Raw genomic sequence first — 13,634 nt, 5'->3', positions numbered from 1 at the left:
GCGAGTACCTTATGAATAGATTTACTAAGACTGAATCCACCGAGGCTGAAACCGGCAAGCCTCAGCTGGAATTTCCCTGTGAATACCCCATTAAAGTAATTGGTGTTGCTGATCAAAATCTTCGCCAATGCGTCATTGATATTATGCGCGCCAACGCGGGCGATATTGACGAGTCGCAGATCACTGAGCGAGCGAGTAGTGAAGGGCGCTTTGTTTCCGTGACGGTTGTCATTACCGCGACGGGCAAGCCTCAGCTAGATACCATATTTGCCCAGTTGAAAGCGACTGGCATTGTTAAAATGGTGCTTTAATGACTAGACCTGATACGCTTTGGTTGCGTAAATTGGGGCGTCAGAGCTACGAGCCGGTGTGGCGCGCCATGCAGCACTATACTGATACCCGTGATGCTGACAGCCCTGATGAGCTTTGGTTTTTAGAGCATGATGCTGTATTTACGCAAGGGCAGGCAGGCAAAGCCGAACATATTTTAATGCCGGGTGATATCCCCGTCGTACAAGTTGACCGCGGCGGCCAAGTGACGTATCACGGCCCAGGACAGCTGGTTGGCTATGTTCTGGTGGATTTGCGGCGCTTGGGTGTGGGAATACGCGACCTAGTCACTGCGATTGAAAATAGCATTGTGGCGGTATTGGCAGGCTTAGATATACCCGCTCACCCGCGTGCTGATGCCCCTGGGGTCTATGTCGAGAGTGGTGCTAAAATAGCCCAGCTTGGCTTGCGGGTGCGTCGTGGCAGTACTTTCCACGGCCTGAGCTTGAATATTGATATGGATTTAAGCGTGTTTCAGCGTATTAATCCCTGTGGTTATCAGGGCATGGCGGTGACGGATATTCGTCGTGAGAATAACGCCGCGCTGTCATCGCAAAATGAGCTTACCAGTTTATTGAGTGCCGAATTGGCTAACTCGCTAGGCTATTTACATTGTCGGGAGGTGAGCGAACACTGTTTACCCGATACATCGGGGGTATTATGAAGTCAGAGCAGGAAGGCGCAGTGGGAATCATCCCAAAAGCCGCCGCAAAAAAAGTTGTTCAAGGCGAGAAGTTGCGTGGTGCCGAAAAGGTTGCCCGCATTCCGATAAAAGTTATTCCCACCGTTGAGTTGCCAAGCAAGCCATCTTGGATACGAGTCAAAATGTCTACCGGTCCAGAAGTGAGCCGGATCAAGAGTATTTTACGTAAACACAAATTGGCGTCGGTATGCGAAGAAGCGGCCTGTCCTAATTTGGGAGAGTGTTTCAGCGGTGGCACGGCAACCTTTATGATTATGGGTGAAATTTGTACCCGTCGCTGCCCTTTCTGCGATGTCGCCCATGGCCGTCCCAATGCGCTGGATGAAAACGAACCGCGTGAATTGGCAGAAGCCATAGCCGAAATGAAATTAAAATACGTGGTCGTGACCTCGGTGGATCGTGACGATTTGCGCGATGGCGGTGCCCAACATTTCGCAAATTGTATTCGTGAAACGCGTGCACTAAGCCCAGACATCCGCATTGAAGTTCTTGTGCCAGATTTTCGGGGCCGCATGGATGTCGCCCTAGATATTCTAGAAAAAGACGCCCCAGATGTGTTTAATCACAATCTTGAATCGGTGCCGAGCCTGTATAAGAAAATACGGCCTGGTTCTGATTATCAGTGGTCCTTAGATTTACTTAAAAAATACAAGCAGCGTCGCCCAGACGTGCTGACTAAATCGGGTTTGATGTTGGGCTTGGGCGAAACCGCGGAAGAGTTAATTCAAGTAATGAAGGATATGCGGGCCCACGACATTGATATGATTACCCTAGGGCAATATTTGCAACCCAGTCGCGATCATTTGGCGGTGGAACGTTTTGTTACACCAGAAGAGTTTGACGAGTTTGGCCGCATTGCGACCGAACTGGGATTTAAAAGCGTCGCCAGCGGTCCTTTGGTTCGCTCTTCCTACCATGCAGATAAACAAGTTGATTTAAGCCTGCTTAAATCAATGTAGTGCGAGCTTTAGTAGATTTATGTGGCGCTTGTTGTTCGACAGATGAAGGCAGGCGCCAAACGCCCCACTCCAAATAGTAGTTTATTTCAATTAATTCGACGCTTATTTAAACCCTTATTTATTGATGGTTTGCTTAGCGCTGGTGAAGCATATGTCTGAAAAGTCCCAAATTCCCCTCGTGATTATCACTGGTGCATCGCAGGGTATTGGTGCGGCTATCGCACAATGTTTTGCAAATGCAGAATTTCCTGTGCGTTTGGCATTGCTAGCCAGAAACAAAGCTGCACTCGAGCAGGTGGCTTTAAATTGCACTGGGGCGGATGATCTAGCTTGCTATGCTGTTGACGTAAGTGACGAGCAGCAAGTATTGGATTTTGCGCAAAACTTGCAGCGTGATATGGGTGATGCCAGTGTATTAATAAACAATGCGGGATGTTGGCATGGCGCGACGGTAGCAGATATGTCAGCGGCGGATTTCGATCGCATTATCGCGGTAAATTTGCGCAGTACTTTTCTTATGAGTCGTATGGTGTTGCCGGCAATGTTACAGCGTCAGTACGGCGATATTTTTAATATGTCTTCTACAGCGGGTTTTGAGGGTTACGCTGGGGTGTCAGCATATTGCGCCGCGAAACATGCCGTTAGTGGATTTACAAAAGCTTTGCGGGAAGAAGTGCGGGGTAAAGGTATTCGCGTGTCCTGTGTGTCTCCTGGGCCTACGTACTCCCCATCTTGGCATTCGTCAGGTATAGCAAAAGAGCAGTTTATGCCGGCTGAAGATGTTGCCCGTGCTTTTTTAGAAATCTATCGCATGGATCGCAATGTTGTTGTTGAGGATATTGTTTTGCGGCCGCAAGCAGGGCATATCAGCAGTTAGTTTTGCAGTGCTTTGTGTTTCATTGCGCTTGCCGTGTCAGATCCTAAATAGCTTTCGATTAGAAAATGCACCGCGTATAACAAGGGTGTCATCAAAACGGCCATCAAAAACTTGTAGATATAATTGACGACGCCTATCGCGAGCACGAGTTGTAAGCTCCAATCTGCGCCGATGTAAAAGGCGATAAATAAGACTACAAAGCTATCTATGAATTGGCTGACGAGGGTGGAGCCAGTTGCGCGCAGCCAGATCATACCTTCGCCGGTGATTTTTTTGACCCGCTGAAAAACAGAAATGTCGATAATTTGGCCGACTAAAAACGCAACTAATGACCCCAAAATAATCCATAGACCCTGGCCAAAAACCAATCTAAAGGCGGCGTCGTAGTCGCCAACTTGGCTGCGAAGCAAGGCCTGCTCGTCTGGCGTAAGATCGGGACTGATATGCGATTGCGGCCAGAAGTCTGCGGGAGCGAGGTGTATGCCAACAAAGACCATCGCAAAGGCATATACAATGAGGCCTGCGGTTAAGTATGAAAGCAGGCGAACGCCGCGTTTGCCGTAGTATTCATTGATTAAGTCGGTCAAAACAAAAACAAAGGGCCAGAGTAGAACCCCCGTTGTTAAATTAAATGATAGCTCGCTAATGCCAAAGAGGCTGAAGTTAAGGGGGGCAATATCTACGCTGCGTTCAAGGGAAAATATTTTTACGCCAATCAGCTCGGCAAGAATGGCATTGGCAACAAAGAAGCCGCCCAGCATGATAAAAAGTCGAGTAGCTTTGTTCTCGAGCACATTATGTTGCACTGGCATCCTCAATATTTTATCTGCTGAATGTAATCTTAGTATTGCTGGTGGCTCTATTGAGCTGGCTGCGGTTTATACAAAGCGCATCGATAAATCGATGGCTTGCGCATGTTTGGTTAAGGCGCCTATCGAAATAAAGTCCACACCGGTTTCTGCGATGGCCGCCAAGGTCTGCGTACTGACATTGCCGGAGGCTTCCAATTTTGCTCGGCCAGCGGTGCGGGCGACACCTTCGCGCATATCTTCAAGGCTGAAATTGTCGAGCATAATAATATCGGCATTGCCCTCTAATGCGATATCGAGCTCTGTTAAGTTTTCAACCTCTACCTCAACGGGCTTGAGTGGCGCGATGTCCCGTGCCGCGAGAATGGCAGCGGCGATGCCTCCACATGCGGCGATATGATTTTCTTTGATGAGAAATGCATCATACAAACCAATGCGATGATTATGGCAGCCACCACAGGTGACGGCGTATTTTTGAGCGGTTCGCAGCCCTGGTATTGTTTTACGGGTGTCGAGCAGACGCACATCGGTATGAGCGACTAAGTCTGAATAGTGTTTGCAGATCGTTGCGGTACCTGACAACAGTTGCAAAAAATTGAGCGCGGTGCGTTCACCAGTAAGTAGTGCACGGGCGGGGCCAGACAATTCAAACAGCACACTATTGGCGGTTACGTAGTCGCCATCGGCAATATGCCACGTAACTGTGATTGAGTTATCAATTTGTTGAAAAACTTCGTTGACCCAGTTTACCCCGCAAATAACGGCATTTTCCCGGGTAATGATCCGTGCAGTAGCGGTGTGTTCTGCTGGAATTAGTTGGGCGGTTATATCGCCGCTACCAATGTCTTCAGCGAGTGCGAAACGCACGGTTTCTGTGATGTCACGCTGCAGGGCGTCAGAAAATTGCATGGTGGTTTTCCAAGCGAATGAAATGAAAATGACAGTAGCCAGTCATTCTACCAGCACATGTAGAAATGTGCGCCTTTTGTATGGTTTTAGCGTAGTGTGTAAGTAGTTATAGCAATGGCTTCGGAAAGACTTTTTAAAGTATAACTATATGATGCTTGGCGTTTGCTGTCACTTGCGCTAAGTTATGCGGGCCAAGTTAATAAGTAAGCCTTTTGTCTTTGAAATACTTGAGAAAAACTACAGGTAGTTATGACTGATAAACCCACCAAGGTAGTGGATTTAAGCACGCGGCGAGAGCCGGATGCGTCTGCTGAGCCATTGCCTAATGCCTTGCTTGCGCTTCGCGATAAAGCCAGTGGGTTTTTACAGGGGCGAATGGCAGTATTCCTCGACGAGGCTGACGATGCCTTGTTCGAATTGGCCGATGAGGCGAGCAATGCTCGCGAGCAGCACCTGTATTTCGATGCTATGCGCGAGATTCGCGTTAATCGCGAGAGTATTGAAAAGCGCTTTACCGAAACGTTTATCAATACTTTTGCTGCGGCGCCTAAGTTGGCAAGTTCCTCCTTGGAGCGCGGGCAGGCCAAGCTTAAATTGCTGGAGTCTGAAGCCCTTGAAGAGCTGGTTGCTCTTGAAGGTATGGCAAATAAGGCGGAGCGGCGTTTCCTTCATGAAGTGTGGATTTTGTGTACCGCTTGGCAGCACCTTGTTAGCGGTCCTGTGGTGGCAGCCAAAGAATTACCGATGGGGCCGGCGAAAATTACCGCAGCCTTGGGTGTTGCGTGCCAGTCTTTAAATATCGACATTAAAGCTAAATTAATTCTCTATAAGCTTTTCGATACTGTGGTTATCGCTGAATATGCCGATCTGTATCAGCTTCTCCTTCCCGTGCTCGATGCTCAGGGCTTACCGCTACAAAAGCTTGAGACAAAATCGACTAAATCTTATTCCAAAGCCGCAAGCTCCGCTGAGCTGTCTTCGCCCAATTCGCCCAAAGAGCAGCAGCAAGAGTTAGATCACCGGCAATCTACCGAATTAGTTAGCCATCTGTTTGATGCTCTAGATAGTTTGCTTAGCAATACGACTCAGGATGGCGGTGCACCCAAAACAGCACTGTCTAAGCCATCGTTTATGGTGGCCCTGCAGGAAATGCAGAACGAGCAATTCGCCCAATTTAACGTGAAAGTTACGATGGGCGTAGACGGTGCTAGCACTGACTTCAATGCGATGGCGCAGAAGCTAGTGGCTCGCTTGCAGCAGGTGAATTTGGTTGCCAACACCGACGTGTCGGCGCTTTCCTATCAGCGTGATCAAGACACCATTAACTTTGTCGGCGCCTTGTTCCAATTTATTTTAGATGGCGATGGCTTGGCCGAGTCTTTAAAAGGCCTGATTGCACGATTACAGATTCCTGTCTTGAAAATGGCGATGCTCGACAAGGGCTTTTTTGGTCACGACGAACATCCCGCCCGTAAATTATTGAGCGCCTTGGTGAGTGCTGGTATTGGTTGGTCACCGGTAGCAGGTGTAGACCGAGACCCGCTGTACAAAAAGACCGAAGAAGTGGTCATGCGTATCCTGCGTGATTTCGGTGTAGACACCCAAGTATTTATTGATGCCTACGAAGATTTCTCAGAATTTAATGAGAAGGCTAAGCGCAGAGCAGAGCTGGTCGCGCGAAGAACAGTAGATGCCGAAGACGGTAAGGCCGCAGCAGAAAATGCGCGGATGTATATTGCCGCTATTTTAGAAAGCAAATTGGGCGGCGTTGATTGCCCGCCAGTTGTCACCAAAATCTTGCAGCTGGGTTGGAGTAAGGTGCTGTTTTTAAGTTATATCCAGCACGGAAAAGACAGTGAGCGTTTTGCCGAAGACGCCGGTTTGATCGAGCGTTTACTTTGGAGTGTGCTTCCCTCGGATGAACCCGGGCATAGAAACGAGTTGATTGCGGCATTACCGCTACTGGTGGAAACGCTGCGTTTAGGTTTTGCACGGGTCTCTTTAAATGCCTTTGAAACTGATCGCTGGTTTGAGCAGCTTGAGCGCTTGCACTTGGCAAAACTTAGCCGTAAAGAGGTGGTACGAGTACCTGTAGCTGAGCCTCTGCGTGAGCCTGAGCAGGGGGCTTCGTCTGCTGAGACCTTCAGCGATACCAAGGTGGAGCCTAGTCCCACTAACGTGCCAACTACCGCTAGAATTGAAGTTGATGAAGCAGCGGGTTTAGGGCGTGAAGAAGTAGATTTAAGCGCCAAGGATTCTGAGCTTGCCAGCCTGGATGCATCCTTGGCTGAAAGCCTGGGCGACGATGGCGCTTGGTCTGAGCCAGAGGTACATTCTGTGCCGTTGGCTACACCGCGCAGTGATGATTCTCGACCTGAAATTGAAAACAGTGCGATTCAAACTTTGCGGGTGGGCAATTGGGTTGATTTTCGTCAGGAAGACGGGCGTATGCTGCGTTGCCGTCTCGCTGCGGTGATTAACGGCATTGGCAAATATATTTTTGTTAATCGCTCGGGTATTAAGGTTGCTGAACTTAATCGAGACGAGTTGCAGCTCGCATTAGCAGGGCAAAAAGTGGTTTTGATTGACGATGATCGCTTGTTTGATCGAGCCCTAGAATCAGTCATTAGCAATCTGCGTGACATGAAAGACAAGCCGCTGTAAGACTCGCCACAAAATTCCTCAATAGTTAAAAAGCGCAAACCACCTGTGGTCTAGGTGGTTTGCCTGCCCTCCTTAGCACGGCCCTCCAGCATTTACCCACGCCTGTACTGCCTCAACAAAAGCCGGCTGGCTCAGTGGCGGTGTGGTGCGGTTGCCGCCGGGCGTCCAAGCCCACAGGACTAAATCGTCTTCGCTCATATGTTTTAAAAGGTCAGCAAGGCTGCGATCGCCATTCTTGCTCTTATCTTTGAGTACCTGACAAAGTTGGCTGGCGCTTAAACCCTCCCAGCCCATGCTCAGCGGTGCTAGCCCCCAGTGGGGTGCGCCTGGTACCGCGCCATCGGCCACATTGTTGTCTTGGTGGCAGGCTGAGCACTGCAGTGTTGGTGCGCCGTGATTGTCTGCCCCTCTAACCACTAATTGGTCGTGACGGCGGCGCTCATCGCCTTGGCGTGGGAAATCGGTAATGGTGTGGCAGTTCATACAGCGCGGATGGCTTAGCACTTCATACAGTGGCTGGAATAGCGGCGATTGAGCGAGCGCACTGTGACCGAGCAGGGTAGAGGTTCCCAACAATGTCAGTGTGAATATCAGGCGAGCTGTGCGTGTCATTGAATTGGTCATGATTAAGTCCCTGATTAGGCAATTTTGAAATTGCTGCGGGTCAGCGGCAGTTCGCGGATACGCTCGCCAATGGCGCCGAATATGGCGTTGGCGAGGGCGGGTCCTACACAGGGAACCCCGAGTTCACCGACACCACCTACGGGCTCGCCGCTGTTTACGATGACGGTTTCGATAGTCGGGGTTTGGTGCATACGAAGTACCGGGTAATCGTCAAAGTTACTTTGTTGCACAACGCCATCTTCGAGCAGGATTTCTCCGAATAGAATGCTGGAGAGTGCGAAGACAACGGCGGACTCTACCTGCGCGATGACGAGGTCTGGGTTCACCGCTGTGCCGCAATCCACTGCGCTGACGACACGATGTACGGTTAGCTCGCGATTGGCCGACACCGACACTTCTACCACTTGGGCGACAAAGCTATTCCAGTGGCCCATCACAGCAATGCCTTGGCTTCTGCCGCTGACTGGAAAACCCCAGTTGGCTGCGTCTGCTACGGCGTCTAATACCGCTCTGTGGCGGGGTTTTTCTGAGAGCAGGTCGCGCCGGAAGCTGTAGGGATTCTTGTTTACCTTGAGGGCGAGTTCATCGATAAAGGTTTCCTGCGCGAAAACGTCAGAGAACTTGTTTACTGAGCGCATCCACAACGCCGGCATATTGAGGTTGACCGTGAGGTGCGCGTCCATCAATACATTGTCGATTTTATAGGGCATGCCGGTTTCAAAGTCCGTCAGCTCTTTTAGTGGGGGCAGGGTAAAGTCCGCCAGACTATCCAAAAGATTTTCGGCGTACAGCAGTGCCGTAACATCTTGGGTGACCGAGCGATGGGTCCACGCGGAAATATTATTCGCGCTATCGATTGATGCCGAGACCCTGACGGCGGCGGCGGGGCGATAATAGCCGCCCTTCATATCGTCTTCTCTTGTCCAAACAACTTTGACGGGTTGGCGTAATTGTTTAGCAACGCCGCAGGCATCGCGGACATAATCCGCTAAGGGGTTGCCTCTGCGGCCAAAGCCGCCGCCAGCGGGCATTGCGTGGAAGGTGATTTGGTTTGGCAGCAGCCCGAGTATCAGCCCCGCAAAAATTTTATCGAGGGTTGCCGACTGGGTGCCCGTCCAAATCTCGGCGCTACTGCCGTCGTAATCGACCACGACATTTAATGGCTCCATAGCGGCGTGGGCCATAAAGGGAAAATAGTAGTCTGCACTAACGGTTTCGCTGGCCAGTGTTTGTGCGAGCAATACCAAGCCGTCGCTTCTAATGGGAACGCCGGGAAGGTTTAGCCTAAAGTTGTAAGCATCGCGCTGGGTGTCGGAATCGGTGCGCCCAGCCAGTAACTCATTCCATTGAATTTGTAGGGCTTTGCGGCCTTTGTCGGCGGCCCAAAAATCATCGGCGACAACGGCAACGCCACCCAAAATAGTGTAAACACCGCGTACCCCAGGAACGGCAAGTGCGGCATTGTCGTCAACATTCAGCGCTTGGCCGTTAAATCGTGGTGGTCGCGCAATAACGGCGGTAAGCATGCCGGGAATGTCGACGTCGATACCGTATTGGAAGCTGCCATCGGTTTTGGCAGCGGCATCTAGTCTTTGTGGCGAGGAGCCAATGATTCGATAGTCTGCGGGGTTCTTTAAACTCGGATTGCTAGGGACGCGCTCTTGGGCTGCTTCGCTAGAGAGTTCGCCATAGCTGGCGCGGCGTCCGCCGATGTCGTCTATAACATAGCTGGACTCGGTGCGCAGGGATGATGGGTCTACTCCCCAGCGCTTTGCGGCGGCACTGACCAACATTTGCCGAACCGCGGCGCCAACACTGCGCTGTCCCTCAAAATAACCGCGAATGGCGGAGCTAGCGACGGTGAATTGGAGTAGGTTCTGAAAATAGGGGTTGTTGAAATTCGCGGCAACGGGTGACAGTTCTCCGCTAACTTGGCTCCAGTCGGCGTCTAGCTCCTCCGCGACAATCATCGGAATTGCGGTGAGTGCACCTTGACCAATTTCCGCCGCACCAACAAGAATGGTGATCTTGTTGTCAGTGCTGATGCGCATAAATTCGCCGACCTGAAATGCTTCGGCGGGACTTGTTGGCTCGCCACCGTTATTTGGTGGTGTGCCGGTATTGTTGTTAGATGAGCTTGAGCCACCACCGCAGGCGACCAGTAAGCCGCCGCCGGCCATGACGCTGACGCGAATGAAGTTACGGCGAGATAGCATTGTTAACTTTGACATAGCGGCGGCCCTTATAGCTGTTCAGTGGCAATTTTGTGAATGGCCTTGCGTATTCGGGGGTAGGTGCCACAGCGGCAAATATTGCCAGAAAGCGCCTTATCGATGTCTTGGTCACTTGGCGAGGAGTTATCTTTTAATAATGCTGTTGCCGCCATTATCTGGCCTGATTGGCAGTAGCCGCACTGGGGTACATTTAGCTCCTGCCATGTGGCCTGGACTAAGCCACCGATGTGTTCGTTGCCGATATCTTCAATGGTGCGAACCTGTTTGTCGCCAACAGCGCTGATGGGCATAACGCAGGAACGGGTGGGTTGGCCATCTATATGTACCGTGCAAGCTCCGCACAAGGCTTGCCCGCAGCCGTATTTCGATCCGGTAAGTTTGAGGTTTTCACGCAAAACCCATAGCAGCGGTTTGTCCTCGCTGACATCGACGGTGTGAGCAATACCGTTTACGCGGATGGTGAACATAGTTTCTCCTGTGCTCTGATGTGAGCAGCTTCTTATTTGCTTCGGTGCTGTGTGAGCCTGGTTCAGGTTTACACGGGCTTATTTTGTATTTTAACTCAGGGCTTGTTCACGAAAAGCGCGCTGCTAGGCTCTGAAAACGGACTATTTATAGAGTTTAGTGGATATACGCGCAGTTCGAAGGCTTAGCCTTGCTTATAATGCTCGCAAAATAGCAGTTGATGTAATACGTGTAAACACTGCTTATGGATCATCTATCGGAGATAGGCGCAGTCCTAGTAGGGCATGCGCAGGGGCGGCTCTTGAATAAGGGAGAGTTGTTCGCGCAATTGCAAAATATGCTCGCCCCAGTAACGCTCGGTATTAAACCAGGGAAAGGCCTTGGGAAAGGCGGGGTCTTGCCAGCGCCTAGCGAGCCACGCTGCGTGGTGCATAATACGCAGGCTGCGCAGGGCTTCGATGAGTCCTAGTTCGCGGGGGTCGAAATCATAAAATTCTTGGTAGCCTTCAATTAGCTCCATTATCGCGCGCTGCTGATTGTCGTGTTCGCCGGACAAAAACATCCACAAATCTTGAATCGCTGGTGCCATGCGGCTGTCGTCAAAGTCTACTAGCCAGGTTTCGTCATTCCGAGACAGTATATTGCCGACGTGACCGTCACCGTGGCAGCGGATGTAAGTTGGGGCAATTTCGTCGAAGCGTTGTTTAACCAGTCGCAGGAGGTCTTCGCTGAGGCTCGCGTAAGACTCTCTTAGGCTGCTTGGAATTACCTCCGCTAATATGTCTCGGCGGCTGTCGTCGCCAAAGCTGACAACATCTAATTTGGGTCGAAACTGGTAGGCAGCGCTAGCGCCGACAAGGTGCAGGCGGCCAAAAAGGCGGCCGAGTTGAAAGAGGTTGTCCATGTCGTCTAATGCCGGTGCATGACCGCCACGCCGGGGGTAGATTGAAAATCGGTAGCCTTCAAAATGGAAAAGGCTGTCTCCCGCGTCGTTCTGCCAAGGGGGAATAACCGGAATATCGGTGTCAGCTAGCTGTTGAGTAAAGCGGTGTTCTTCTAGTATTTGCTCATCGCTCCAGCGTTCTGGGCGATAGAATTTCACCACCACGGGCTCTTGGTCTTCTAATCCAAATTGATAAACCCGATTTTCGTAGCTGTTTAGGGCAAATACCCTTAGGTCGCTCACATAGCCTAGGCTTTCTACCGCATCAATGACGCGATCTGGATTGAGGTTGGCGAAGTCAGTTTGTTCAGTTGTTGTCATTGTGCCAGCCCGTATTCGTTAATAAGGGCGACCGTTTTAATCTGAGCAAAAACCTGTTGGCCTTCGCGAAGTTGCAGTCGGTCGCAGGATTTGTGAGTAATGCGCGCCAATAAAAACTGCTCATTTAAGCGCAGGCGAATAGTAAGCTGAGCGTTTGTTGACCTCGCTGAGTGGCTTTCAATGGTGTCGATAGTGCAGGGCAAAATATTCATGATGCTGCTGTGCTGTGGCGCATCTAGGCTAATGCTCACGTCCCGCGCAGCCACGAATAAGCGCAAAGCCTGCCCCGGCTCGGCGCTAAGGTAGTTGACGGTGAGTTGATGGTCGGCGTCCACATCTAGGGTGCTGAGTCCGTAATCTAAATCATGGTCGCATAGCTGCGCGCTAAGCACTGCGCCGGCACCCTGCTGATGACTTAGGGGCAGGTCGAGGCGGGTGCTTAGGCTAATCAGGTCGCCTTCCGCAATTAGCTGACCTTTTTCTATCAATATAACGTGATCGGCTAGCCGGCTGATTTCGTGAAAGCTGTGGCTGACATATAAAACGGGAATGTCGAGGTGCTTGGGTAGGCCTTGTAATACATCGAGCATGTGTTCACGGGCACTGTCGTGGAGTCCAGAAAGCGGTTCGTCCATGAGCAATAATTGCGGGTGCCGAAGCAGCGCGCGGGCGATGGCGACGCGTTTGCGTTCGCCGCCAGAAAGTTTGTCCACACGGCGGTTTAGCAATGGCGTGATTTGCAGCCAGTCACACACTTCCTCGTTGGACGGCCCTTCTTTTTTGAATTGGCGTTTACGAGCGTAGTCGAGGTTTCCCATCACGCTAAGGTGTGGAAATAGCTGGGCATCTTGGAAAACGAGACCAATGCCGCGCTGCTCAGTTTTAAGTATGCTGCGTTCAGTTTGCCAGTCTTGTCCTGCAAACTGCACCATGCCACTTGGCGCGGTATCGAGACCGGCTATACAGCGGAGCAAGCTGGTTTTACCACTGCCGCTGGGGCCGCAAATAGCGGTGATACCGGTGGAGGGTATAGCGGTGTCAATATCGAGGCAGAATTCACCGCGTTGTAAATGCAAAGATAGCAGGAGGCTCATTTGCTGGCCTCGCCATTGTTCGACGGTGCAGTAAGCCCGCGGTAGCCGTTGAAGAGATAGACGAGGCTGAGTACCAGCAAAGAAAACAGGATAAGGCCGCCAGCCAACCAGTGAGCGGTGTCGTATTGCAGAGATTCCACGCGCTCATAAAGGGCGATAGAAATCACCTGGGTTTGCCCCGGAATATTGCCGCCAATCATTAAGACCACGCCAAATTCACCGACGGTGTGGGCAAAGCCGAGTGTGCTGGCAACTAAAAAATTACTGCGACACAGCGGCAAAATAACGCTAAAAAAACGGTCGATAGGGCCGGAGCCAAGGCTGGCGGCGGTTTCCAAAAAAGGTTTGGGTAGTTGCTGAAAACCGCTTTGTAGGGGTTGCACCACAAAGGGCAGCGAGTAAATGACCGAGGCGATGACGAGGGCGCTAAAACTAAAGGCTAAGGTATCGCCTGTTAGGTATTGCCAGAGTTGCGCAATTGCTGAATTTGGCGCAAAGGCGATCAGCAGGTAGAAGCCAAGCACGGTTGGGGGCAGCACCAATGGCAGAGCAATGGTCGCCTCTAAGATGGGTTTGAAGCGAATACGGGTATTGGCTAGCCACCACGCTAGGGGCGTGCCGATTGCTAATAGTATAAGGGTGCTTAGGCCCGCTAGCTTGAGGGTTAAGACTATTGCGAGCCAGTCATTTTGACTCACGTTA

The 13,634-nt window shown here is 51.1% G+C and carries 13 protein-coding genes; 5 read left to right on the top strand and 8 right to left on the bottom strand.

What is annotated here, in order from left to right; translation table 11 throughout:
* Positions 1-11 precede the first annotated feature (11 nt).
* The 4 genes from C0068_RS18935 to C0068_RS18920 all read left to right on the top strand — a co-directional run bounded on the left by C0068_RS18935 (position 12) and on the right by C0068_RS18920 (position 2,869).
* Positions 12-311 (top strand): HP0495 family protein, encoded by a 300-nt coding sequence (locus C0068_RS18935; protein WP_103686031.1) that lies wholly within the window; start codon positions 12-14, stop codon positions 309-311.
* A complete protein-coding gene (gene lipB, locus C0068_RS18930) occupies positions 311-994 on the top strand; it encodes a lipoyl(octanoyl) transferase LipB (RefSeq protein WP_103686030.1) in 684 nt (227 codons plus the stop codon). The genes C0068_RS18935 and lipB overlap by 1 nt, the downstream gene beginning before the upstream one ends.
* On the top strand, positions 991-1,992 hold the full coding sequence (gene lipA / locus C0068_RS18925; RefSeq protein ID WP_103686029.1) for a lipoyl synthase: 1,002 nt from the start codon (positions 991-993) through the stop codon (positions 1,990-1,992). The genes lipB and lipA overlap by 4 nt, the downstream gene beginning before the upstream one ends.
* Positions 1,993-2,143: 151 nt before the next feature.
* Positions 2,144-2,869, top strand: a complete 726-nt coding sequence (locus C0068_RS18920) for an SDR family oxidoreductase (protein WP_103686028.1) — start codon at positions 2,144-2,146, stop codon at positions 2,867-2,869.
* Here the strand turns inward: C0068_RS18920 and C0068_RS18915 are convergent.
* Both C0068_RS18915 and nadC read right to left on the bottom strand, forming a co-directional pair.
* The gene (locus C0068_RS18915; protein WP_103686108.1) at positions 2,866-3,675 is read right to left on the bottom strand and encodes a queuosine precursor transporter; all 810 of its coding nucleotides are present in this window, start codon (positions 3,673-3,675) and stop codon (positions 2,866-2,868) included. The genes C0068_RS18920 and C0068_RS18915 overlap by 4 nt on opposite strands.
* Before the next feature lie 72 nt (positions 3,676-3,747).
* Positions 3,748-4,587 carry a carboxylating nicotinate-nucleotide diphosphorylase gene (gene nadC / locus C0068_RS18910; protein ID WP_103686027.1) on the bottom strand — a complete coding sequence of 280 codons (840 nt, stop codon included), beginning with the start codon at positions 4,585-4,587 and terminating at the stop codon, positions 3,748-3,750.
* A gap of 249 nt (positions 4,588-4,836) precedes the next feature.
* Between nadC and C0068_RS18905 the strand changes: the two genes are divergently transcribed.
* Positions 4,837-7,251 (top strand): DUF1631 domain-containing protein, encoded by a 2,415-nt coding sequence (locus tag C0068_RS18905; protein ID WP_103686026.1) that lies wholly within the window; start codon positions 4,837-4,839, stop codon positions 7,249-7,251.
* Positions 7,252-7,323: 72 nt separating this feature from the next.
* On the opposite strand, the gene C0068_RS18900 is transcribed toward C0068_RS18905, so the two are convergent.
* The 6 genes from C0068_RS18900 to modB form a co-directional block, all read right to left on the bottom strand.
* Entirely contained in the window at positions 7,324-7,875 is a 552-nt protein-coding gene (locus C0068_RS18900) for a hypothetical protein (RefSeq protein WP_103686025.1), read from the bottom strand.
* A 14-nt stretch (positions 7,876-7,889) separates the two neighbouring features.
* A complete protein-coding gene (locus C0068_RS18895) occupies positions 7,890-10,106 on the bottom strand; it encodes a xanthine dehydrogenase family protein molybdopterin-binding subunit (protein ID WP_103686024.1) in 2,217 nt (738 codons plus the stop codon).
* An 11-nt stretch (positions 10,107-10,117) separates the two neighbouring features.
* Positions 10,118-10,576 carry a (2Fe-2S)-binding protein gene (locus tag C0068_RS18890; RefSeq protein ID WP_103686023.1) on the bottom strand — a complete coding sequence of 153 codons (459 nt, stop codon included), beginning with the start codon at positions 10,574-10,576 and terminating at the stop codon, positions 10,118-10,120.
* Between the two features lie 272 nt (positions 10,577-10,848).
* Positions 10,849-11,838, bottom strand: a complete 990-nt coding sequence (locus C0068_RS18885) for a serine/threonine protein kinase (protein ID WP_103686022.1) — start codon at positions 11,836-11,838, stop codon at positions 10,849-10,851.
* Positions 11,835-12,932: a molybdenum ABC transporter ATP-binding protein gene (gene modC / locus C0068_RS18880; protein ID WP_103686021.1), complete on the bottom strand. Its 1,098-nt coding sequence runs from the start codon at positions 12,930-12,932 to the stop codon at positions 11,835-11,837. The genes C0068_RS18885 and modC overlap by 4 nt, the downstream gene beginning before the upstream one ends.
* Entirely contained in the window at positions 12,929-13,630 is a 702-nt protein-coding gene (modB, locus tag C0068_RS18875; protein ID WP_103686020.1) for a molybdate ABC transporter permease subunit, read from the bottom strand. Before modB ends, modC begins: the two co-directional genes overlap by 4 nt.
* Positions 13,631-13,634: the final 4 nt, after the last annotated feature.

The organism is Zhongshania marina (genome assembly GCF_002915595.1).
Classification (GTDB): Bacteria; Pseudomonadota; Gammaproteobacteria; order Pseudomonadales; family Spongiibacteraceae; genus Spongiibacter; species Spongiibacter marinus_B.
This window is presented reverse-complemented; position numbering and strand designations above follow the sequence as displayed.